We start from the raw sequence: 21474 nt of genomic DNA on the forward strand, positions 1-21474 counted from the left end.
CTATTTCACGCTAAAGTGATAGCTGCCTTTGGTTTTGTGGCCATCCACGGAGACCACATGCCAGTCCACCGTGTAGGTGCCGGACGTCAACGGTTTCTCAAGAGGAACAATCAGCTTTGCGTTATCCTTCTCGTCACGCTTCACCGCGCCGGTCTGGATCTTGTGCTGCTGCGCGTCCGTCACCACCACGCCGCTGAAGGCAGGCTCAATGCCTTCCGAGAAGTTCAGGGTAATGACCTCTGGTGCCACCGCAACGGTATTTTCCTGCGGGGATTGCTGCTTAAGATGCGCATGGGCCAGAACTGAGGGCGTGATGGCTGAAGAGAGCAGAAAGACCAGCGCGCACGCGACACGGGAAGGGGTAAAATGCATCACAATCATTCCTTTTCGTTATGCCTGAATGCTAAAGAATAACTCTGTATAATTAACGAGTCGAGGAACATCCTTTGCTCCCTTGTCATCGTTGAACAATCGCGGTAACGTTGCCGCCGCAGAAAAAGGAGAAGGAAATGAACGTTAACCTGGCCGCCCTTCCTCAGGACGAGATGGACAAAGTGAATGTCGATCTCGCCGCCGCGGGGGTCGCATTCAAAGAGCGTTACAACATGCCCGTCGTGGCTGAAGTGGTAGAGCGTGAACAACCCGCGCATCTGCGCGACTGGTTTCGCGAACGTCTCATTGCGCATCGCCTCGCCTCCGTCAATCTCTCGCGCCTGCCGTACGAACCTAAAGTTAAATAAGCTTAACGTCTCGTTACACTTCCTTACGCGTTATGTGGCAGGATAAGAAAACCCTGATAAATTTAGGTGTAATCTTAAAATCCCAGCGACTTAGTGTATAAGGAAGTCACGATGTCACGATGGAATATTGCCGCGGCTCAGTATGCCCCGCGGCACAACTGTGTTGATGAGCACGTAAAACATCACCTGCACTTTATTGCCGAGGCTGCATGGCATGGGTGCGATTTGATCGTCTTTCCGGAGCTTTCGCTTACCGGCCCAGGCGGAACATCCTTACCCCCACCCCCTGACGATTTGCAGCTTGCCCCCCTCCTTCACGCCGCCCAGTCACGTTTCATCACGGTGATTGCTGGTATTACGCTCCAGCAACACGGCCAGCCCCAGAAAGGACTCGCGCTTTTCACCCCTAACCTGTCGACCATTCGGCGTTATCCGCAGGGCAACGGTGCGGGTGTTATTCCTGGCGATAAACGGTTAACCATCGTGGATAACCAGGCTGACGCCCCGGAACTGGACCCGGAGGCAACGCTGTTCACCAGCAGCCTGGCCGTGGGCGAGCATCGCTGGCGGCAATCCATCGGTTCGTTACAACGCTTCGCGCACAAGTACGCCATCGCGGTATTAATGGCGAACGCGCGCGGCGGTAGCGCGTTATGGGATGAAAAAGGTCAGCTGATCGTACGTGCCGATAAGGGAGAACTGCTGCTAACCGGTTCTTTAGGCCAACAGGGTTGGCAAGGCGATATCATTCCATTAGGCTAGGCTTTTTTGGATCAGGAGCGATCAATGCTGCGCGTTATCGATACCGAAACCTGTGATTTGCAGGGTGGAATTGTGGAAGTCGCTTCTGTCGACGTGATTGATGGAAAGATAATCAACCCCATGAGCCATCTGGTGCGCCCGGATCGTCCCATCAGTGCGCAGGCGATGGCGATACATCGCATTACGGAATCGATGGTGGCGGACAAGCCGTGGATTGAAGAGATCATCCCTCTTTACCACGGTAGCCAGTGGTATGTCGCCCATAACGCCAGCTTTGACCGCCGCGTGCTGCCGGAGATGCCCGGCGAATGGATTTGCACCATGAAGCTGGCGCGCCGTCTGTGGCCAGGGATCAAATACAGCAATATGGCGCTGTATAAGTCGCGCAAACTCAGCGTGCGGACGCCGGAAGGGCTGCATCATCACCGCGCTCTTTACGACTGCTACATCACCGCAGCGCTCCTGATTGATATCATGAATACTTCCGGCTGGACGCCAGACGATATGGCGACCATTACCGGGCGCCCCGCGCTACTGACCACCTTTACGTTCGGAAAATATCGCGGGAAGCCAGTATCGGAAGTGGCGGACAAAGATCCGGGCTATCTGCGCTGGCTGTACAACAACCTCGACAGAATGAGCCCGGAACTGCGCCTGACGCTGAAGCATTATTTAGGCGAAGCCTGAGTCCCCGCCCGGCCTGGCAGCGTATCCTGCGCCAGGCCAATCAAAAAGGCGTACTCCAGCGCCACCCCTTCATAGGATTTAAATCGCCCTGATTTCCCTCCGTGCCCCGAGTCCATATCGGTACACAGCAGCAGCAAATTATCGTCAGTTTTCAGCTCACGCAACTTCGCCACCCATTTCGCGGGCTCCCAGTACTGTACCTGGGAATCGTGCAGGCCGGTGGTCACCAGCATATGCGGATAGGCTTTCGCCTCGACGTTATCGTACGGGCTGTACTCTTTCATGTAGCGATAATAGGTTTCATCCTGCGGGTTCCCCCACTCCTCAAACTCCCCGGTGGTCAGTGGAATGGACTCATCCAGCATGGTCGTCACCACGTCCACAAACGGCACCTGGGCGATAACGCCTTTAAACAGTTCAGGCCGCTGGTTGATCACGGCGCCCATAAGCATGCCCCCGGCGCTGCCCCCCATGCCAAAGCAGAGCTGCGGATCGCCATAACCCTGCGCGATCAGCGCATCGCAAACATCAAGGTAGTCATTAAAGGTATTTTTCTTTTTGAGAAATTTTCCGTCTTCATACCAGTGCTGACCCAGCTCGCCGCCGCCGCGAATATGGGCAATCGCATAAACAAAACCGCGGTCGAGCAGGCTCAGCCTGCTGCTGCTGAAATCGGCGTCCATGCTGGATCCATAGGAGCCATAGCCATAGACGAGGATGGGGTTTTTACCTTTGTTGAAGTGCGCCTTGTGATAGACGAGCGACACTGGGACTTCAACGCCGTCGCGTGCGGTCACCCACAGGTGCTCACTGCGATAATTTTCCGACTCAAAACCCCGGACCTCAGCCTGTTTAATCACCTGACGCTGCCCGGTGTCCATATCCAGTTCAAACAACGTATCCGGGGTGGTCATCGACGAATAGCCGTACCGCAGGCGGGACGATTCCGGTTCCGGGTTAAAGCCGATCCACGTTACGTAAGCCGGGTCATCGAACGCAATGCCCACCACTTCGCGGGTTTTGCGGTTGATTTGGCGGATACTGGTCAGTCCGCGCTGACGCTCTTCCACCACCAGCCAGTCGGTAAACAGGGTGAACCCCTCCAGCATCACCTGATCGCGCGCGGGAATTAACACTTCCCATTTGCGTTCATCGCGCACTTTGGTTTTATAAAGGCCAAAGTTTTTGCCCTCGCGGTTCGAACGCAGGTAAAAGCTGTGCTGGAAGTGATCCAGGCTGTACTCATGATCTTTACGGCGCGGCAGGAAGCACAGAGGCTGCGCATCCGGCAGCTCTGCATCCAGCAGCAGCACTTCTGAGGTGGTGGCGCTGGAGAGGAAAATGATCACGTAGTGGCGAGACGACGTTTTGTGCAGGCTGACATAGAACGTCTCATCTTTTTCCTCATACACCAGTTCATCGTCGGCGGAATCGGTCCCCACCGTATGACGCCAGACCTGATAAGGCAGCAGCGTTGAGACATGCTTTTTAACGTAGTAGACCGTTTCTGAATCGTTACCCCAGACAAAATCGGGGGAGACATTATCCAGCATTTCGGGATACCAGTTTCCCGTTTCAAGATTGCGGAAACGCAAACCGTACTGGCGGCGGGAGAGGTAATCCTCAGCCAGCGCCATAATGGCGTTATCGGGGGAAATGGACATGCCGCCCAGCGTATAAAACTCACTGTGGGCAGCACGTTTGTTTGCATCCAGCAGGATCTCCCATTCATCCCACTCGGCGCTCAGCACAGACTGGCGCTGGTAGATGGGATATTCGTTTCCCGGCTCATAAATATGGCGATAGCGATAACCGTTTTTGCACCACGGGGCAGAGACATCACGCTGGGGGATACGCTGCACCATTTCCTTCAGAAGTTGATCCTGAAGCGCCTGCTGGCTGGCCATGACCTGGCGGCCATAGTCGTTTTCCTCGTGCAGATAGTCCAGCACCTCTGGCCGGGAACGAGAATCGTCCCGCAGCCAGTAGTAGTTATCGATACGCGTATCGCCATGCGTGGTGATCGCATAAGGAGTACGTCGGGCTTTTGGAGGCATGGCATTCTTACTTTTTCGTTTTACATCCTATAAGGTTGGCAAAACACACGTATGATGCAAGCGAAACATGGCCTTCTAGCCCACGAGGGTCTGCTTCTGCTGCTGAATATCCTGCTCAATTCCCTCACGAACATCCTGTGGGATCTTCAGCGCATCGCCCAGGGCGTTCAGGTAGCTGCGCTCCATAAAGTGATCGATATCGATGGCGGCACAGCTCAGAAAATAGAGTTCCAGCGCCTCTTCTTCGTTTTTCACGCTTTGCGCCAGACGCTGCGGATCAAGCGGCTGTTCGATGGCCTGCGCCACCAGCGCCCTGCCCTGTTCCTCAACGCCCGCTTCCCGCATCTGCTGTTCAATTGCGGCACGTTCACTGGCATCAATATGCCCGTCGCTCTTGGCCGCAAAGACCAGGGCGAGGATCAACCGCTCGGTGCGTAAATCTAACGGCGATACCTGCTTCCCGTACTGCGGTTCATCCTGATGCGCGCTGCGCACCTTGTCTTTGTATTTGTTCCATAAGACGGAGCCTGCAATAGCCCCTCCGCCCGCCAGCAGCGCGCCGGTACCGTATTTGGTAAGCAGTTTCCGCGATGATTTATTGGCAACCAGCAAACCGGCCAGCCCGCCGAGCGCACCCGGCACCAGCAGCTTGCTCAGACCCTGCTCGCCGGACGACGAGCCTTTTTGTCCCAACAGGGATTGCAGTTGATTCATCCAGCCTGACATATTTTTCCTCACGTAACAGTGCGTAACCTTCACAGCCTAAGCGAGCGGGTGTCAGGAAATGTCTATCAGTACTAAAGAAGCGCAAATTTCCCTGCTGTCCGGTTATCCCCATACAAGACAAACGCAAACGTTTTCGTTTATACTGCCCGCATCTTTTTCAGGGGGATTTTTATGACTCGTTTAGGAACCGCGCTGCGTCCCGCCGCGACGCGCGTCATGCTGTTGGGATCGGGTGAACTGGGTAAAGAAGTGGCCATTGAATGCCAGCGTTTAGGTGTGGAAGTGATTGCGGTGGACCGTTACGCGAATGCGCCCGCCATGCACGTCGCGCATCGCTCGCACGTCATCGATATGCTTGACGGTAATGCGCTGCGGGGGTTAATTGCCGACGAAAAACCGGATTTCGTGGTACCTGAAATTGAGGCCATTGCCACTGAGATGTTGATTGCCCTTGAACAGGAAGGCCAGCGCGTGGTGCCCTGCGCCACTGCGGCAAAACTGACCATGAACCGGGAAGGCATTCGTCGCCTGGCGGCAGAAGAATTACAGCTCCCGACCTCCAGCTACCGTTTTGCCGGGGATAAAGCTGCGTTTCTCCAGGCCGTAGAGGAGATTGGCTACCCGTGCATCATTAAGCCGGTAATGAGCTCCTCCGGCAAAGGGCAGAGCTTTATCCGCGACAGCAGCACGCTGGACAACGCCTGGGACTATGCCCAGCAGGGCGGCCGAGCCGGGGCCGGGCGCGTCATCGTGGAAGGCGTGGTGAAGTTTGATTTTGAAATTACCCTGCTCACCGTCAGCACCGTGGATGGCGTTTATTTCTGCGACCCGATTGGTCATCGCCAGGAAGACGGCGATTATCGCGAATCCTGGCAGCCGCAGCAGATGAGCGCGCTGGCGCTGGCACGCGCACAGGAGATCGCCCGCAAGACGGTGCTGGCGCTGGGCGGCTACGGCCTGTTCGGCGTGGAGTTGTTTGTTTGCGGCGACGAGGTGATCTTCAGCGAAGTCTCCCCTCGTCCGCACGATACCGGGATGGTTACGCTGATTTCACAGGATCTCTCCGAGTTCGCGCTGCACGTACGCGCTTTCCTCGGTCTGCCGGTTGGCGGCATCCGTCAGTACGGCCCGGCAGCCTCGGCGGTGATCCTGCCGCAGCTGACCAGCCAGAATGTCACCTTTGATAACGTCGAAGGTGCGGTTGGCGCAGGCTTGCAGGTCCGGCTGTTCGGCAAACCGGAGATCGACGGAAGCCGTCGTCTGGGCGTGGCATTAGCGACCGGGGAAAATGTGGACGAAGCCGTCGCGAGAGCAAAAAGAGCGGCTGCGAACGTCAGCGTAGCAGGATAAAAAAACGAGCCGAAAGGCCCGTTTTAACTGTCTGGCTGGCCGGATTAGGCGCAGCCGACATCCGGCAAACAAACTTACTGTTTCGCGCCTTCTACCGCTTCGCGAGCCAGTTTAGTGATGCGATCCCAGTCGCCTGCTTCCAGCGCATCCGCCGGAACCAGCCAGGAGCCGCCGATGCACAGCACGCTTTTCAGCGCCAGATAGTCACGGTAGTTGGCCGGAGAGATGCCGCCCGTTGGGCAGAAACGCACCTGGGAGAATGGGCCCGCAATCGCCTGCAACGCTTTGGTGCCGCCGTTCGCTTCAGCCGGGAAGAATTTGAACTCTTTCAGGCCGTAGTCCATGCCCAGCATCAGTTCAGAAACGGTGCTGATACCCGGGATCAGCGGAATAGAACCTTCGGTTGCGGCTTTCAGCAGGGGCTCAGTCAGCCCCGGGCTGATGGCAAACTGTGCGCCCGCTTCGGTCACTTCCGCCAGCTGCTGCGCATTCAGAACCGTACCGGCACCAATGATCGCTTCCGGCACTTCTTTGGCGATAGCACGGATCGCATCCATCGCACAGGCGGTACGCAGGGTCACTTCCAGAACGCGAACGCCACCCGCAACCAGTGCCTTCGCCATTGGGACAGCGTGCTCCAGTTTGTTTACCACAATAACCGGCACGACAGGGCCAGTGGTCAGGATTGCTTCTGCACTTGTTTTCCAGTTTTTCATCAGAGTTTTCTCTCGCCAGATCGTTAAAATCAAGTCGTCTTAAAACGTAATACAGGTTGCGCCCTGCTCCGCACCGGAGAGTTTCTCACGCAACGCACCAAACATTTCGCGTCCGGTACCCACGCGTGACGCGCTCAGGTCAGGAATATGTGGCTGACGCGCCGCCAGCTCTGCTTCATCCACCAGCAGGGTTAACTCGCCTGTCTGACCGTTAACGCGGATCATGTCACCATCACGCACTTTCGCCAGCAGGCCGCCGTCGTAGGCTTCCGGGGTGACATGAATCGCTGAAGGCACTTTACCGGATGCCCCTGAAAGGCGTCCATCGGTTACCAGTGCGATTTTGAAACGGCGGTCCAATAATACACCAAGCGGCGGCATAAGTTTATGTAATTCTGGCATCCCGTTCGCTTTTGGTCCCTGATGACGCACCACGACCACGCAGTCTTTATCAAGCAGACCCGCGTCAAAGGCAGGTAAAACGTCGTGCTGGCTTTCAAACACCACCGCCGGGGCTTCGATAACCTGATTCTCTTCCGGCACGGCAGAGGTTTTCATCACGGCACGTCCAAGGTTACCGCTCAGCACTTTGGTGCCGCCGTGAGGAGAGAACGGCTGTTCGAAGGTTGCGATAACCTGAGGATCGAGCGAGTCGCTCGCCCCTTCGCGCCAGTCCAGCTCACCGTTGTTCAGCCAGGGTTCAAGGGTATAGCGATGCAGACCAAAGCCCGCCACCGTGTTGACATCCTCATGCAGCAGGCCGCCTTTCAGCAGCTCGCGCATCAGCACCGGCACGCCGCCCGCGGCCTGGAAGTGGTTGATGTCCGCCGGACCGTTCGGGTACAGACGCGCCATCAGCGGTACCACGGAGGAGATATCGGAGAAGTCATCCCAGTTGATCAGAATGCCCGCCGCGCGCGCCATCGCGACAAGGTGCATGGTATGGTTGGTTGAACCGCCGGTCGCCAGCAGGGCGACAATCCCGTTTACGATGACTTTTTCATCCACCATTTTGCCCATTGGCATCCACTCGTTGCCGTTACCGGTCAGGCGCGTCACCTGACGGGCTGCGGCTTCGGTCAGCGCTTTACGCAGTGGCGCATCCGGCTGGATGAACGACGAGCCCGGCAGCTGCATACCCATAAACTCCACCACCATCTGGTTGGTGTTGGCCGTACCGTAGAACGTACAGGTGCCCGGCGCATGATAGGACGCGGCTTCCGCTTCCAGCAGTGCCTGACGGTCCGCTTTTCCTTCGGCATACAGCTGGCGGATACGGACTTTTTCCTTGTTTGGCAGACCGCTAGCCATCGGGCCTGACGGCACAAAAATCGCTGGCAGATGGCCAAACGACAGCGCGGCCATCACCAGCCCCGGGACGATTTTGTCGCACACGCCCAGATAGAGCGCGCCATCAAACATGTTGTGAGAGAGGCCCACTGCCGCCGACATGGCGATCACTTCGCGGCTCAGCAAGGACAGCTCCATACCGTCCTGGCCTTGGGTTACGCCATCACACATGGCCGGCACGCCGCCTGCAACCTGGCCCACCGCGTTCACGCTGTGCAGCGCATTGCGGATGATAGCCGGGTAGGCCTCATACGGCTGGTGGGCTGAAAGCATGTCGTTATAGGAGGTAATGATGGCGATATTGTTACGCAACATGCTTTTCAGCGCGTCTTTATCACCAGGCTGGCAGGCCGCAAAGCCGTGGGCCAGATTCCCGCAGGCCAGCTGAGAGCGATGGACAGTTTCACTCTTCGCCTGTTCGATGCGGGCAAGGTAGGCAGCACGGGTCTCTTTCGAGCGTTCAACGATGCGTTGTGTTACGCGTAACAATGTCGGATTCATAAAAGCTCCTCTAATTTATCTGTCCAGGCTCGGGAGTTTACACAGTTTCTGACGGTTGTTAACAACGCTGAAACGCCTGATATCCGGAGCACAGGGGCAAAATGTCTGAAGGGAGTGTAATAAAAAAAGCTCCGCGGGTGAATCCACGCGGAGCTTAAAAGATAAAAATTATGCCACTTGCTGTGTTAGATCATGTTACCGGTAAAATAACACCTTTGGGCTAGAGAAGGTGGTTATTCAAACTCGTTCCAGGAGCGGCCATCACGGGTGATCATCGCAACGGAGGCGACAGGTCCCCAGGTTCCCGCCTGATACGGTTTTGGCGCGTCCTGATCGGCTGCCCACGCTTCAGTGATGGAGTCGACCCACTTCCACGCCTCTTCCACTTCATCGCGGCGGACGAACAGCGCCTGGATACCACGCATGGTTTCCAGCAGCAGACGCTCGTAAGCATCGGCGAGATGCGTCTGGTTGAAGGTTTCAGAGTAGCTCAGGTCCAGCTTGGTAGTTTGCAGGTTGTGTTTGTGATCAAGGCCCGGCACTTTGTTGAGGATCTGAATATCCACACCCTCGTCCGGTTGCAGACGGATGGTCAGTTTGTTCTGCGGCAGTTCCTGCCAGGATTCTTTGAACAGGTTCAGTTCCGGATTTTTGAAGTAGACCACCACTTCGGAGCATTTTGCCGGCAGACGTTTACCGGTACGCAGGTAGAACGGCACACCGGCCCAGCGCCAGTCGTCGATATCCACGCGGATCGCCACAAACGTCTCGGTGTTGCTGGACTTGTTCGCGCCCTCTTCTTCCAGATAGCCAGGAACTTTTTTCCCCTGGGCAAAACCTGCGGTGTACTGGCCGCGCACGGTTTTCTCACGTACGTTGGAGCGGTCAATACGGCGCAGTGATTTCAGTACTTTCACTTTGGCGTCACGAATGCTGTCGGCCGTCAGATCTGACGGTGGAGACATGGCAATCATGCACAGAATTTGCAGCAGATGGTTCTGGATCATGTCCCGCATCTGGCCGGCCTGGTCGAAGTAGCCCCAACGGCCTTCGATGCCCACCTCTTCCGCCACGGTAATTTCCACGTGGTCGATAGTGCGGTTGTCCCAGTTGTTCACAAACAGGGAGTTGGCAAAACGCAGCGCCAGCAGGTTCAGTACCGTCTCTTTGCCCAGATAGTGGTCAATACGGTAAACCTGACACTCCTCAAAGAACTCGCCCACCTGGTCGTTGATTTCACGCGAGGTCGCCAGCGACGTACCCAGCGGTTTCTCCATCACCACGCGCGCCGGTTTGGCGTTCAGCTTCGCCTCGCCCAGACCTTTGCAGATGGCGCCGAAGGTGCTTGGCGGCATCGCGAAATAGTTAATAGTGACACGATTTTCCTGGTCAAGCATTTCACCCAGACGGGTAAAGGCGCCTACATCGTTGACGTCCAGGTTGCAGAAATCGAGACGCCCGCTCAGCTTATCCCAAAGGCTTTCATCGATTTTCTCTTTCATGAACGTTTCGAGCGCCTCGCGCACGACTTTGGTATAAGCCTCCTTATCCCAGTCTGCGCGCCCTACCCCAAGGATTCGGGTGTCGGGATGGATCTGGCCCGCTTTTTCGAGCTGATACAGGGAAGGCAGCAATTTTCGGCGTGCAAGATCGCCTTTCGCGCCGAAAATGACCAGGTCACATGCCTGGGCTGTTTGCGTTACCGCCATGTCATTCTCCTCAGTTAGATCGCCTGGTACTCTGCCAGGTATCGTTGTAATTTTATTACAATGCACTGTACTGCTTTTACGCGTTTCCTGAAACCATTAGCGCTTAACGTCGCGTGCGATACGGTGATTTTTCGTCGCCCGGGCCATTACGCCCGTCTGATGACGCAACAAACGTCGATTCTTTGCGCAACAGGGTCAGAGCAAAACCCGACGTCGATCAAGTAATGAAAAAAAACAACAACATTTCTTGTCGACGATTACCCTTTCGGGAGTCCCGGGGGTAATATCGGCTAAATCGAATCAAGATTTCATCTCTTTATGAAATCGTTTATGCCCTCATGAGCGTCTTGTTAACAATGAACATGCTGGAAAAAATCCAGTTTCAACTGGAACACCTTAGCAAATCCGAGCGCAAAGTGGCTGAAGTTATTCTCGCCGCGCCCGCTCAGGCGATTCATTCAAGCATCGCCGCTCTGGCACAGGAATCGGGCGTCAGCGAACCGACGGTCAATCGATTCTGTCGTAGTCTGGACACGCGCGGCTTTCCTGATTTTAAACTGCATCTGGCCCAAAGTCTGGCAAACGGCACCCCGTATGTTAATCGCAATGTAGATGAAGACGACAGCGTTGATGCTTACACCGCAAAAATATTTGAATCGGCTATGGCCACGCTCGACCACGTTCGCCAGTCTCTGGACATGAGTTCAGTGAATCGCGCGGTCGATCTTCTCACGCAGGCCAAACGGATTGCCTTCTTTGGCCTTGGCTCGTCCGCCGCCGTGGCGCATGACGCCATGAATAAGTTCTTTCGCTTTAACGTGCCGGTGATTTACTCCGATGACATTGTGCTGCAACGCATGAGCTGTATGAATTGTAGTGAAGATGATGTCGTGGTACTCATCTCCCATACGGGCCGCACCAAGAGCCAGGTGGAGCTGGCGCAGCTCGCGCGTGACAACGATGCGATGGTCATCGCCCTGACGACGGCAGGTACGCCGCTGGCCAGGGAAGCGACGCTCGCCATTACCCTGGACGTACCGGAGGACACCGACATGTACATGCCGATGGTCTCCCGCCTGGCGCAGTTGACGGTCATCGACGTGCTGGCGACCGGTTTTACCTTACGCCGGGGCGCAAAATTCCGGGATAACTTGAAGCGGGTCAAGGAAGCCCTGAAAGAATCGCGTTTTGATAAAGAATTGCTTATAAAGAGCGATGTTCCCTAATAACTACGATGTACGATTTACGGCATTCGGTCCCCTCGCTACTGCCTTGCGATAGATGAAGGCCGATTCTATGTTCACGCAACACCAAAGTTGTTTCAGTCAACGGAGTATTACATGTCCAGAAGGCTTCGCAGAACCAAGATCGTCACCACCTTAGGCCCGGCCACCGACCGCGATAATAACCTCGAAAAGATTATCGCCGCGGGTGCCAACGTGGTGCGCATGAACTTCTCTCACGGTACGCCAGAAGACCATAAATTACGTGCCGACAAAGTGCGTGAAATCGCAGCTAAACTGGGCCGCCATGTTGCTATCCTCGGTGACCTGCAAGGTCCAAAAATCCGCGTATCGACCTTTAAAGAAGGCAAAGTCTTCCTCAACATCGGCGATAAATTCCTGCTGGATGCCAACCTGAGTAAAGGCGAAGGCGATAAGGAAAAAGTGGGTATCGACTACAAAGGTCTGCCTGCTGACGTTGTGCCTGGCGACATCCTGCTGCTGGACGACGGACGCGTACAGCTGAAAGTGCTTGAAGTTCAGGGTATGAAGGTATTCACCGAAGTGACCGTCGGCGGCCCGCTCTCCAACAACAAAGGCATCAACAAACTCGGCGGTGGCCTGTCTGCCGAAGCGCTGACCGATAAAGACAAAGCGGATATCGTGACCGCAGCGCAGATCGGCGTGGATTACCTGGCCGTCTCCTTCCCGCGCTGCGGCGAAGATCTGAACTATGCTCGCCGCCTGGCGCGCGATGCAGGCTGCGATGCGAAAATCGTTGCGAAAGTGGAACGCGCTGAAGCGGTCTGCGATCAGGACGCGATGGACGACGTGATCCTGGCGTCTGACGTGGTGATGGTTGCCCGTGGTGACCTGGGCGTGGAAATTGGCGACCCTGAACTGGTCGGTATCCAGAAAGCGCTGATCCGTCGCGCGCGTCAGCTGAACCGCGCGGTGATCACCGCCACCCAGATGATGGAATCCATGATCACCAACCCAATGCCAACCCGTGCGGAAGTCATGGACGTGGCGAACGCCGTGCTGGATGGTACCGATGCGGTGATGCTGTCAGCGGAAACCGCGGCAGGTCAGTATCCGGCAGAAACCGTGGCCGCCATGGCGCGCGTGTGCCTGGGTGCAGAGAAGATCCCAAGCATTAACGTCTCTAAACACCGTCTGGACATTCAGTTCGACAACGTGGAAGAAGCGATTGCGATGTCCGCGATGTACGCAGCCAACCACCTGAAAGGGGTCACGGCGATCATCACCATGACCGAATCTGGCCGTACCGCGCTAATGACGTCCCGTATCAGCTCCGGTCTGCCGATCTTCGCCATGTCCCGTCACGAGCGTACGCTGAACCTGACGGCGCTGTATCGCGGCGTGACGCCAGTATACTTCGACAGCACCAACGACGGCGTGGCCGCCGCGCACGATGCCGTGAACCTGCTGCGCGACAAAGGTTATCTGGTATCCGGTGATATCGTTATCGTGACGCAGGGTGACGTGATGAGCACCATCGGCTCAACCAATACCACCCGCGTACTGACCGTAGAGTAAGCTCCAATCCCCTCTCCCCTAAGGGGAGAGGGGTGAAGGTTTCCTATTTCTTCGGGAAAAGCTCTTTACGCTTGTACGGCTCTGTTTCGCCAGGTTTACGCGTTTTGAGCAGCTTCAGGATCCACGTATATTGCTCCTTATGCGGCCCCACCAGCACCTCCACCTCTTCATTCATGCGACGTGCGATGGTGTGATCGTCTGCGGTCAGCAGATCGTCCATCGGCGGACGTACCTCAATGCTCAGGCGATGCGTTTTACCGTCATAAACCGGGAACAGTGGGATCACGCGGGCGCGGCAGACTTTCATCAGGCGACCAATCGCGGGTAGCGTGGCTTTATAGGTTGCGAAGAAATCGACAAACTCGCTGTGTTCCGGGCCGTGGTCCTGATCGGGCAGATAGTAGCCCCAGTAACCCTGACGTACCGACTGAATGAAAGGCTTAATGCCATCGTTTCGGGCGTGCAAACGCCCGCCAAAGCGACGGCGCACGGTATTCCAGACGAAGTCGTAGATTTTGTTTCCCTGATTATGGAACATCGCCGCCATTTTCTGGCCCTGCGACGCCATTAACATCGCCGGAATGTCTACCCCCCAGCCGTGCGGCACCAGGAAAATCACCTTTTCATCATTGCGACGCATCTCGTCGATGATCTCCAGCCCTTTCCAGTCAACGCGTTCGACGATCTTCTCCGGCCCTTTCAGCGCCAGTTCCGCCATCATCGCCATGGCCTGTGGCGCGGTGGTATACATGTCATCAATGATTGCTTCGCGTTCGGCGTCGCTTTTATCCGGAAAACAGTACAACAGATTTATTTGCGCGCGGCGGCGTGCGCTTTTACCTAAGCGCCCTGCCAGGCGCCCCACTTTGCCGAGCACCGGATCGCGGAGGGAAGCAGGTAGCAACGCCATGCCAGCAAACGCGTATACGCCAAGCCAGGCGCCCCAGTTACGCGGGTGGCGAAAAGATTTTTCAAACTCGGGAATGTACTCAATATTGTTTTTTTTGGTTTCCATGCGGGTTCCAGGGTCTGGTGACGCAAAAATATATTCGGATAGTGTAGCGAGGCTGCCGCCCGCGCACAAAAGAAAAAGCCGGCGCATACTGACGCCGGCTTTTTAAATCAGGAGAGCTTAGTCGAAGCGCAGCTGCGGCATCACCTCTTTCACCTGCGCCAGGTAATCTTTGCGATCTTTGCCGGTCAGCCCTTCGGTGCGCGGCAGTTTTGCCGTCAGCGGGTTAACTGCCTGCTGGTTGATCCACACTTCGTAGTGCAGGTGCGGCCCCGTCGACCGGCCGGTATTACCGGACAACGCGATGCGATCGCCACGTTTCACTTTCTGGCCCGGTTTGACCAGCAGTTTACGCAGGTGCATGTAGCGGGTGGTGTACGTACGACCGTGACGAATAGCAACGTAATAGCCAGCAGCACCGCTGCGTTTCGCCATGACCACTTCACCATCCCCTACCGCCAGCACTGGCGTGCCCTGCGGCATGGCGAAGTCAACGCCACGGTGCGGCGCTACGCGGCCAGTTACCGGGTTCAGACGACGCGGGTTGAAGTTGGAGGAGACGCGGAACTGTTTCGCCGTTGGGAAACGCAGGAAGCCTTTTGCCAGACCCGTACCGCTGCGGTCATAGAACTTACCGTCTTCCGCGCGAATAGCGTAGTAGTCTTTGCCGTCTGAACGCAGACGAACACCCACCAGCTGGCTCTGCTCGCGCTTACCATCCAGCATTTCGCGGGACATCAGGACAGAGAACTGATCGCCTTTTTTCAGTTTGCGGAAATCCATCTGCCACTGCATGGCTTTGATCACCGAGCTGATTTCAGCGCTGGTCAGGCCGGCATCGCGTGCGCTGGAAACAAAGCTGCCGCCGACGGTTCCTTTCATGACGCTGTTAACCCAGTCGCCCTGCTGCAATTCGCTGGTCATTTTGAAACCGTTTGCAGTGCGATCGTAGGTGCGGGTTTCGCGACGGGACATCTCCCAGGTCAGACGTTGCAGATCGCCGTCGGGCGTTAGGGTCCAGGAAAGCTGCTGACCAATTTTCAGGTTACGCAGCTCTTTATCGGATGCGGCGAGCTGGCTGATGTTGCCCATGTCGATACCGTACTGGTTCAGGACGCTGCTCAGCGTATCGCCAGTAGAAACAACATATTCATGAATGCCGGCTTCATTCTGGATCTTGTCATCCAGCTCATCCTGGGGAATCGCTTCATCTTCCTGAGCGGCCTGATCGATAGGCTCGCTGGCCTCAGGCAGCAGAGAGCGGATCTCGCTCTTCTCCAGTTCGATGGTTTTAATGATTGGGGCGGAACTCGGGTGGTAAACATAGGGCCGCCAGACGGCGACCGCTAATGTGAGAACTGTAAGCGACCCCAGCATAACGCGGTGGGGTCGAGGCAGATTGTTAAATGCCAGGGCGACAGAGCGGGCTATCTGTTGCACGTATTCACTTCCTCGTTAATCTCCTTTCAGGCAGCTCGCATACTGATTCGCCAGTTGGCTGAGGAACTGCGAATAGCTCGCTTTGCTCAACTGGATGTTCGTACCTAGCGGGTCAAGGGTTCCCATGCGCACGGATGTTCCCCTGGCCACGGCTTCTACGACCGCTGGCCTGAACTGTGGCTCAGCAAAAACGCATGTCGCTTTTTGCTCAACCAACTGTGTTCTGATTTCATGTAAACGCTGCGCACCAGGCTGAATTTCAGGGTTGACGGTAAAATGCCCCAGCGGGGTCAGACCGTAATGTTTCTCGTAATACCCGTAGGCATCATGAAAAACGAAGTACCCTTTTCCTTTAAGCGGTGCGAGCTCGTTACCTACCTGTTTGTCGGTTGCAGCTAATTGAGCCTCAAAATCCTTCAGGTTGGCGTCGAGTTTGATTCGACTTTGCGGCATAAGTTCCACTAATTTGTCGTGGATTGCAACCGCTGTAAGCCGCGCTATCTCTGGGGAGAGCCAGAGATGCATGTTGTATTCGCCGTGATGGTGATGGTCGTCACCTTTTTCACCGTGAGCATGGTCGTGGTCGTGTTCGTCACCCTCGTCCTCAGCTCCTTTCATGAGTAACGGTTTCACGCCGGACAGCCCGGCAATCGTCACCTGTTTCTCAGCGGCAAGCTGACTGGCTGACTTCTGCATGAACGCTTCCATCTCAGGACCAATCCAGACGACTAAGTCCGCGTTCTGTAAGCGTTTTACATCAGATGGACGCAGGGAATAATCATGCTCGGAAGCACCGTCAGGCAGCAGAACCTGGGTCTCAGTGACCCCATCCGCGATGGCAGAGGCGATAAATCCAAGCGGTTTAAGCGAAGCGACAACGGCGGCGTTAACATCTTGTGCTGTTGTACCCCAAAGAGCAGCGGATAAAGCTGCGAAAAGAAGCGTATTTTTCTGTAACATAATGCGACTAATCATCGTAATGAATGCGTGGGATGTGATATTATAACATTCGATGACTTCTGCAAGCTTAAATTGACATGACGACTTTAGTTTCTCTTGAAAATGTTTCGGTCTCATTCGGCCAGCGCCGCGTCCTTTCTGAGGTGTCGCTGAATCTGAAGCCCGGCAAAATACTCACGCTGCTCGGCCCTAACGGTGCAGGCAAGTCGACGCTGGTACGCGTCGTATTAGGCCTGGTAGCCCCTGACGCAGGTGTTATCGTCCGCCAAGACAAGTTGCGTATCGGCTATGTGCCGCAAAAATTACACCTCGATGCCACCCTGCCCCTGACGGTGAGCCGCTTCCTGCGCCTCCGTCCCGGTACGCGTAAAGCGGATATCCTCCCGGCGCTGAAACGCGTTCAGGCGGGACATCTTGTTGGGGCGCCCTTGCAAAAGCTGTCGGGCGGTGAAACCCAGCGCGTATTACTTGCCCGCGCCCTGCTCAGCAGCCCTCAGCTGCTGGTCCTGGACGAGCCGACGCAGGGTGTTGACGTCAACGGTCAGGTTGCGCTGTACGATCTGATTGACCAGCTCCGTCGGGAGCTAAACTGCGCGGTGCTGATGGTGTCCCATGATCTGCACCTGGTGATGGCCAAAACCGACGAAGTGCTGTGCCTGAACCATCACATTTGTTGTTCCGGCACGCCGGAAGTGGTGTCAATGCATCCGGAATTTATCTCTATGTTTGGCCATCGCGGCGCCGAACAGCTGGGCATCTATCGTCATAATCACAATCACCGCCATGATTTACAGGGACGAATCGTCCTGCGTCGGGGAAATGGACACTCATGATTGAACTGTTACTGCCCGGCTGGCTGGCCGGGATTATGCTTGCCTGCGCCGCGGGTCCACTCGGCTCGTTTGTCGTCTGGCGCAGAATGTCCTATTTCGGCGATACGCTGGCCCATGCTTCATTGCTGGGTGTGGCGTTTGGTTTGTTACTGGACGTGAACCCGTTTTATGCGGTGATTGTCGTCACGCTGCTGCTGGCTGCCGGTCTGGTCTGGCTGGAAAAACGCCCTCACCTGGCAATTGATACCCTGCTCGGCATTATGGCGCACAGCGCCCTGTCGCTGGGCCTGGTGGTAGTGAGCCTGATGTCAAACATCCGCGTAGATCTGATGGCCTACCTGTTCGGCGATCTGCTGGCCGTCACGCCCGAAGATCTGATTTCTATTGCCATTGGCGTGGCAGTGGTGCTCGGGATCCTGCTGTGGCAGTGGCGAAATTTACTGGCTATGACCGTCAGCCCGGATCTGGCCTTTGTCGACGGCGTGAAGCTTCAGCGCGTGAAGCTGCTATTGATGCTGGTGACGGCGTTAACCATCGGCGTGGCGATGAAGTTTGTCGGCGCGCTGATCATCACGTCGCTGCTGATAATTCCTGCCGCCACTGCGCGCCGTTTTGCGCGTACGCCGGAGCAAATGGCCGGTATCGCGGTGATTATCGGAATGATTGCGGTGACGGGCGGGTTAACCTTCTCGGCGTTTTATGACACGCCAGCGGGGCCGTCGGTGGTACTGTGCGCGGCGGTGTTGTTTATTTTCAGTATGATGAAAAAGACCGCGCAGTAGTCAGCATGTCCCCGGTGGCGCTTCGCTTACCGGGGCTACAATTTATCGCTGCTTACGGCATCGCGGGCGGCGTAATGCCGAAATGATTCCACGCCCGCACCGTTGCCATACGACCACGCGGGGTACGCTGCAAGAAGCCCTGCTGGATCAGATACGGCTCCAGCACGTCCTCGATAGTCTCACGCTCTTCGCCAATTGCCGCCGCCAGGTTATCCAGCCCTACCGGCCCGCCAAAGAACTTATCCAGCACCGCCAGCAGCAGCTTACGGTCCATATAGTCAAAGCCTTCGGCATCGACATTCAGCATATCCAGCGCCTGGGCGGCGATCTCGGCCGATATGGTGCCGTCGTGCTTCACCTCGGCAAAGTCACGCACCCGGCGCAGCAGGCGGTTGGCGATACGCGGCGTACCGCGGGAGCGCTTCGCCACTTCAAACGCCCCCTCTTCGCTCATATCCAGCCCCATGTAGCGCGCGCTGCGCCCTACAATATGCTGAAGGTCGGGCACCTGATAAAACTCCAGACGCTGCACGATACCAAAACGGTCGCGTAGTGGAGAGGTCAGCGAGCCGGCGCGGGTCGTGGCGCCAATCAGGGTAAACGGTGGCAGATCGATTTTGATCGAGCGCGCGGCCGGACCTTCACCGATCATGATATCCAGCTGGTAATCCTCCATTGCCGGATAGAGCACTTCCTCCACCACCGGTGAAAGACGGTGGATCTCATCGATAAACAGCACGTCATGCGGTTCGAGGTTGGTCAGCATCGCCGCCAGGTCCCCTGCTTTCTCCAGTACCGGGCCGGAGGTGGTACGCAGGTTAACGCCCATTTCATTGGCGACGATATTCGCCAGGGTGGTTTTACCTAACCCCGGCGGACCAAAAATCAGCAGGTGATCGAGCGCATCGCCGCGCAGCTTTGCCGCCTGGATGAAAATCTCCATCTGAGAACGAACCTGCGGCTGGCCGATGTACTCATCCAGCAGTTTGGGACGGATCGCGCGATCCACCACGTCATCTGGCTGAATGGTGCCTGCCGATACCAGGCGGTCTGCTTCAATCATCCTTTACCTCACAATGCAGCGCGCAGCGCTTCACGAATCAGGGTTTCACTGCTGGCATCCGGTTTAGCAATTTTGCTCACCATCCGGCTGGCCTCCTGAGGTTTATAGCCCAGCGCCACCAGCGCGGCAACCGCTTCCTGCTCGGCATCATCATCAGATGCAGGCGCGCCCGGGGAAGTCAGCACCAGATCGGCTGCCGGCGTGAACAGATCGCCATGCAGACCTTTGAAGCGGTCCTTCATCTCGACAATCAAACGCTCGGCGGTTTTCTTCCCGATGCCAGGAAGTTTAATTAACGCAGCCGGATCTTCACGCTCAACGGCGTTCACAAACTGTGGCGCTGACATACCGGACAGAATCGCCAGGGCCAGCTTCGGCCCGACGCCGTTGGTTTTAATCAATTCGCGGAACAGGGTGCGTTCCTGTTTGTTATTGAAGCCGTACAGCAGCTGAGCGTCTTCACGCACCACAAACTGGGTAAAGACAACCGCCTCTTTGCCCGCCTCCGGCAGCTCATAGAAGCAGGTCATTGGCATATGGACTTCATAGCCCACGCCACCCACTTCCAGCAGTACTAACGGGGGTTGTTTTTCAATGATGATGCCTCTGAGTCTGCCTATCACGTAACGCTCCTGCGTTCTGGAAGAAATTAACTGCCGACATAATAAAAAAAGGCTGGATAAACATCCAGCCTGATTTGTCATTATCGTAACCTGCCTCGCGCCAGATTGAGCCGCGACTCGCTCATTTGCATCGCATTCTGGCTGACGTGACAGTGGGTAATCGCAATGGCCAGCGCATCCGCGGCGTCGGCCTGCGGGTTCGCAGGGAGCTTCAGCAGGGTACGCACCATGTGCTGCACCTGGCTTTTCTCCGCGCTACCAATGCCCACCACCGTCTGCTTAACCTGTCGGGCCGCGTACTCAAACACCGGCAGATCCTGGTTCACGGCGGCAACAATCGCCACGCCGCGCGCCTGACCGAGCTTTAACGCCGAGTCAGCGTTCTTCGCCATAAAGACCTGCTCGATGGCGAAATAGTCCGGCTGAAACTGGGTGATGATCTCCGACACGCCCGCATAGATGAGCTTCAGGCGCGACGGCAGATCGTCCACTTTGGTGCGAATACAGCCGCTGCCGAGGTAGGTTAGCTGGCGTCCCACCTGACGGATAACGCCATAGCCGGTGACGCGTGAGCCGGGGTCAATCCCGAGAATAATCGACATCACGCGTCTCCCGTAAACGGTTTACAGGCTCTCATCAGAGAGTCGCTGCAACCTCATCAGAGATTTCACCGTTGTGATACACTTCCTGCACGTCGTCGCAGTCTTCGAGCATGTCGATCAGACGCAGCAGTTTCGGTGCGGTTTCCGCATCCATGTCCGCTTTGGTAGACGGGATCATGGAGACTTCAGCGTTATCCGCCTTCAGGCCAGCCGCTTCCAGCGCATCGCGCACGGCACCCATCTCTTCCCATGCGGTGTAAACATCAATAGCACCGTCGTCATAGGTCACCACGTCTTCCGCACCGGCTTCCAGCGCCGCTTCCATGATCGCATCTTCGTCGCCTTTCTCGAAGGAGATGACGCCTTTTTTGCTGAACAGGTACGCTACAGAACCGTCAGTGCCCAGGTTGCCGCCGGTTTTGGTGAACGCGTGACGCACTTCCGCAACGGTACGATTACGGTTGTCGGACAGACACTCAACCATCACCGCCGTACCGCCAGGACCGTAACCTTCATAAATGATGGTTTCCATGTTCGCGTCTTCATCACCGCCCACGCCACGTGCGATGGCACGGTTCAGGGTGTCACGCGTCATGTTGTTAGACAGGGCTTTATCCACCGCTGCGCGCAGACGTGGGTTAGAGGCCGGATCGCCGCCGCCCAGACGCGCCGCTGTCACCAGCTCACGAATGATTTTGGTAAAGATTTTACCGCGTTTGGCATCCTGTGCCGCTTTGCGGTGTTTGGTGTTGGCCCACTTACTATGACCTGCCATAAA

General features: G+C 56.2%; 21 protein-coding genes. 8 read left to right on the top strand and 13 right to left on the bottom strand.

Annotated elements, in window-relative coordinates; all coding sequences use genetic code 11:
* Window positions 1-372, bottom strand: coding sequence for a CopC domain-containing protein YobA (yobA, locus tag FZF21_RS12840; protein WP_023296802.1), 372 nt, complete (start codon window positions 370-372; stop codon window positions 1-3).
* 137 nt (window positions 373-509) lie between these two features.
* On the opposite strand from yobA, the gene FZF21_RS12845 reads away from it, so the two are divergent.
* The 3 genes from FZF21_RS12845 (at window position 510) to exoX (ending at window position 2189) form a co-directional block, all read left to right on the top strand.
* Window positions 510-740: a DNA polymerase III subunit theta gene (locus tag FZF21_RS12845; RefSeq protein WP_003859784.1), complete on the top strand. Its 231-nt coding sequence runs from the start codon at window positions 510-512 to the stop codon at window positions 738-740.
* A 111-nt stretch (window positions 741-851) separates the two neighbouring features.
* Window positions 852-1502 (top strand): carbon-nitrogen hydrolase family protein, encoded by a 651-nt coding sequence (locus FZF21_RS12850; protein WP_015570289.1) that lies wholly within the window; start codon window positions 852-854, stop codon window positions 1500-1502.
* A 24-nt stretch (window positions 1503-1526) separates the two neighbouring features.
* Window positions 1527-2189, top strand: a complete 663-nt coding sequence (gene exoX, locus FZF21_RS12855) for an exodeoxyribonuclease X (protein ID WP_039270549.1) — start codon at window positions 1527-1529, stop codon at window positions 2187-2189.
* Here exoX and ptrB read toward each other — a convergent pair.
* Complete coding sequence (gene ptrB / locus FZF21_RS12860) at window positions 2171-4246, bottom strand: oligopeptidase B (protein ID WP_017693247.1); 2076 nt, start codon at window positions 4244-4246, stop codon at window positions 2171-2173. The two genes, exoX and ptrB, sit on opposite strands and share 19 nt — an antisense overlap.
* A gap of 75 nt (window positions 4247-4321) precedes the next feature.
* Complete coding sequence (locus FZF21_RS12865; RefSeq protein ID WP_015570286.1) at window positions 4322-4972, bottom strand: tellurite resistance TerB family protein; 651 nt, start codon at window positions 4970-4972, stop codon at window positions 4322-4324.
* Between the two features lie 171 nt (window positions 4973-5143).
* Here FZF21_RS12865 and purT point away from each other — a divergent pair, with 171 nt between their 5' ends.
* Window positions 5144-6322, top strand: coding sequence for a formate-dependent phosphoribosylglycinamide formyltransferase (gene purT / locus FZF21_RS12870; RefSeq protein WP_045335113.1), 1179 nt, complete (start codon window positions 5144-5146; stop codon window positions 6320-6322).
* Between the two features lie 74 nt (window positions 6323-6396).
* Here purT and kdgA read toward each other — a convergent pair whose 3' ends face one another.
* The 3 genes from kdgA to zwf all read right to left on the bottom strand — a co-directional run bounded on the left by kdgA (window position 6397) and on the right by zwf (window position 10598).
* Window positions 6397-7038, bottom strand: coding sequence for a bifunctional 4-hydroxy-2-oxoglutarate aldolase/2-dehydro-3-deoxy-phosphogluconate aldolase (gene kdgA / locus FZF21_RS12875; protein WP_003859774.1), 642 nt, complete (start codon window positions 7036-7038; stop codon window positions 6397-6399).
* Between the two features lie 39 nt (window positions 7039-7077).
* Window positions 7078-8889 carry a phosphogluconate dehydratase gene (gene edd, locus FZF21_RS12880; RefSeq protein ID WP_017384346.1) on the bottom strand — a complete coding sequence of 604 codons (1812 nt, stop codon included), beginning with the start codon at window positions 8887-8889 and terminating at the stop codon, window positions 7078-7080.
* Between the two features lie 233 nt (window positions 8890-9122).
* The gene (gene zwf / locus FZF21_RS12885; protein WP_003859771.1) at window positions 9123-10598 is read right to left on the bottom strand and encodes a glucose-6-phosphate dehydrogenase; all 1476 of its coding nucleotides are present in this window, start codon (window positions 10596-10598) and stop codon (window positions 9123-9125) included.
* A 356-nt stretch (window positions 10599-10954) separates the two neighbouring features.
* Here zwf and FZF21_RS12890 point away from each other — a divergent pair, with 356 nt between their 5' ends.
* Both FZF21_RS12890 and pyk read left to right on the top strand, forming a co-directional pair.
* Window positions 10955-11824, top strand: a complete 870-nt coding sequence (locus FZF21_RS12890) for a MurR/RpiR family transcriptional regulator (RefSeq protein WP_003859769.1) — start codon at window positions 10955-10957, stop codon at window positions 11822-11824.
* Window positions 11825-11938: 114 nt separating this feature from the next.
* Window positions 11939-13381, top strand: coding sequence for a pyruvate kinase (gene pyk, locus FZF21_RS12895; protein WP_003859767.1), 1443 nt, complete (start codon window positions 11939-11941; stop codon window positions 13379-13381).
* A 43-nt stretch (window positions 13382-13424) separates the two neighbouring features.
* On the opposite strand, the gene lpxM is transcribed toward pyk, so the two are convergent.
* From lpxM to znuA, 3 genes are all read right to left on the bottom strand, one after another.
* On the bottom strand, window positions 13425-14396 hold the full coding sequence (gene lpxM, locus FZF21_RS12900; protein ID WP_015570283.1) for a lauroyl-Kdo(2)-lipid IV(A) myristoyltransferase: 972 nt from the start codon (window positions 14394-14396) through the stop codon (window positions 13425-13427).
* Between the two features lie 117 nt (window positions 14397-14513).
* Window positions 14514-15833, bottom strand: coding sequence for a murein DD-endopeptidase MepM (mepM, locus tag FZF21_RS12905; protein WP_003859762.1), 1320 nt, complete (start codon window positions 15831-15833; stop codon window positions 14514-14516).
* 15 nt (window positions 15834-15848) lie between these two features.
* Window positions 15849-16793, bottom strand: coding sequence for a zinc ABC transporter substrate-binding protein ZnuA (znuA, locus tag FZF21_RS12910; protein WP_026080689.1), 945 nt, complete (start codon window positions 16791-16793; stop codon window positions 15849-15851).
* Between the two features lie 77 nt (window positions 16794-16870).
* On the opposite strand from znuA, the gene znuC reads away from it, so the two are divergent.
* A complete protein-coding gene (gene znuC, locus FZF21_RS12915; protein WP_047738752.1) occupies window positions 16871-17626 on the top strand; it encodes a zinc ABC transporter ATP-binding protein ZnuC in 756 nt (251 codons plus the stop codon).
* Window positions 17623-18408, top strand: coding sequence for a zinc ABC transporter permease subunit ZnuB (gene znuB / locus FZF21_RS12920; RefSeq protein WP_015570280.1), 786 nt, complete (start codon window positions 17623-17625; stop codon window positions 18406-18408). The genes znuC and znuB overlap by 4 nt, the downstream gene beginning before the upstream one ends.
* Before the next feature lie 52 nt (window positions 18409-18460).
* On the opposite strand, the gene ruvB is transcribed toward znuB, so the two are convergent.
* The 4 genes from ruvB to FZF21_RS12940 all read right to left on the bottom strand — a co-directional run bounded on the left by ruvB (window position 18461) and on the right by FZF21_RS12940 (window position 21471).
* On the bottom strand, window positions 18461-19471 hold the full coding sequence (gene ruvB, locus FZF21_RS12925) for a Holliday junction branch migration DNA helicase RuvB (RefSeq protein WP_003859753.1): 1011 nt from the start codon (window positions 19469-19471) through the stop codon (window positions 18461-18463).
* Between the two features lie 8 nt (window positions 19472-19479).
* The gene (ruvA, locus tag FZF21_RS12930; protein ID WP_003859751.1) at window positions 19480-20094 is read right to left on the bottom strand and encodes a Holliday junction branch migration protein RuvA; all 615 of its coding nucleotides are present in this window, start codon (window positions 20092-20094) and stop codon (window positions 19480-19482) included.
* A gap of 80 nt (window positions 20095-20174) precedes the next feature.
* Window positions 20175-20696: a crossover junction endodeoxyribonuclease RuvC gene (ruvC, locus tag FZF21_RS12935; protein ID WP_003859749.1), complete on the bottom strand. Its 522-nt coding sequence runs from the start codon at window positions 20694-20696 to the stop codon at window positions 20175-20177.
* Between the two features lie 34 nt (window positions 20697-20730).
* Window positions 20731-21471, bottom strand: coding sequence for a YebC/PmpR family DNA-binding transcriptional regulator (locus FZF21_RS12940; RefSeq protein WP_003859747.1), 741 nt, complete (start codon window positions 21469-21471; stop codon window positions 20731-20733).
* Between the last annotated feature and the right edge of the window lie 3 nt (window positions 21472-21474).

Origin of the sequence: Enterobacter sp. LU1, assembly GCF_008271405.2 — a bacterium.
Taxonomy (GTDB): Bacteria; Pseudomonadota; Gammaproteobacteria; order Enterobacterales; family Enterobacteriaceae; genus Enterobacter; species Enterobacter hormaechei_C.

Excerpts from the sequence above, each read along its gene's own strand:
- yobA (WP_023296802.1), bottom strand. The coding sequence starts at position 372 with ATGCATTTTACCCCTTCCCGTGTCGCGTGCGCGCTGGTCTTTCTGCTC.
- FZF21_RS12845 (WP_003859784.1), top strand. The coding sequence starts at position 510 with ATGAACGTTAACCTGGCCGCCCTTCCTCAGGACGAGATGGACAAAGTG.
- FZF21_RS12850 (WP_015570289.1), top strand. The coding sequence starts at position 852 with ATGTCACGATGGAATATTGCCGCGGCTCAGTATGCCCCGCGGCACAAC.
- exoX (WP_039270549.1), top strand. The coding sequence starts at position 1,527 with ATGCTGCGCGTTATCGATACCGAAACCTGTGATTTGCAGGGTGGAATT.
- ptrB (WP_017693247.1), bottom strand. The coding sequence starts at position 4,246 with ATGCCTCCAAAAGCCCGACGTACTCCTTATGCGATCACCACGCATGGC.
- FZF21_RS12865 (WP_015570286.1), bottom strand. The coding sequence starts at position 4,972 with ATGTCAGGCTGGATGAATCAACTGCAATCCCTGTTGGGACAAAAAGGC.
- purT (WP_045335113.1), top strand. The coding sequence starts at position 5,144 with ATGACTCGTTTAGGAACCGCGCTGCGTCCCGCCGCGACGCGCGTCATG.
- kdgA (WP_003859774.1), bottom strand. The coding sequence starts at position 7,038 with ATGAAAAACTGGAAAACAAGTGCAGAAGCAATCCTGACCACTGGCCCT.
- edd (WP_017384346.1), bottom strand. The coding sequence starts at position 8,889 with ATGAATCCGACATTGTTACGCGTAACACAACGCATCGTTGAACGCTCG.
- zwf (WP_003859771.1), bottom strand. The coding sequence starts at position 10,598 with ATGGCGGTAACGCAAACAGCCCAGGCATGTGACCTGGTCATTTTCGGC.
- FZF21_RS12890 (WP_003859769.1), top strand. The coding sequence starts at position 10,955 with ATGAACATGCTGGAAAAAATCCAGTTTCAACTGGAACACCTTAGCAAA.
- pyk (WP_003859767.1), top strand. The coding sequence starts at position 11,939 with ATGTCCAGAAGGCTTCGCAGAACCAAGATCGTCACCACCTTAGGCCCG.
- lpxM (WP_015570283.1), bottom strand. The coding sequence starts at position 14,396 with ATGGAAACCAAAAAAAACAATATTGAGTACATTCCCGAGTTTGAAAAA.
- znuA (WP_026080689.1), bottom strand. The coding sequence starts at position 16,793 with ATGTTACAGAAAAATACGCTTCTTTTCGCAGCTTTATCCGCTGCTCTT.
- znuC (WP_047738752.1), top strand. The coding sequence starts at position 16,871 with ATGACGACTTTAGTTTCTCTTGAAAATGTTTCGGTCTCATTCGGCCAG.
- znuB (WP_015570280.1), top strand. The coding sequence starts at position 17,623 with ATGATTGAACTGTTACTGCCCGGCTGGCTGGCCGGGATTATGCTTGCC.
- ruvB (WP_003859753.1), bottom strand. The coding sequence starts at position 19,471 with ATGATTGAAGCAGACCGCCTGGTATCGGCAGGCACCATTCAGCCAGAT.
- ruvC (WP_003859749.1), bottom strand. The coding sequence starts at position 20,696 with ATGTCGATTATTCTCGGGATTGACCCCGGCTCACGCGTCACCGGCTAT.
- FZF21_RS12940 (WP_003859747.1), bottom strand. The coding sequence starts at position 21,471 with ATGGCAGGTCATAGTAAGTGGGCCAACACCAAACACCGCAAAGCGGCA.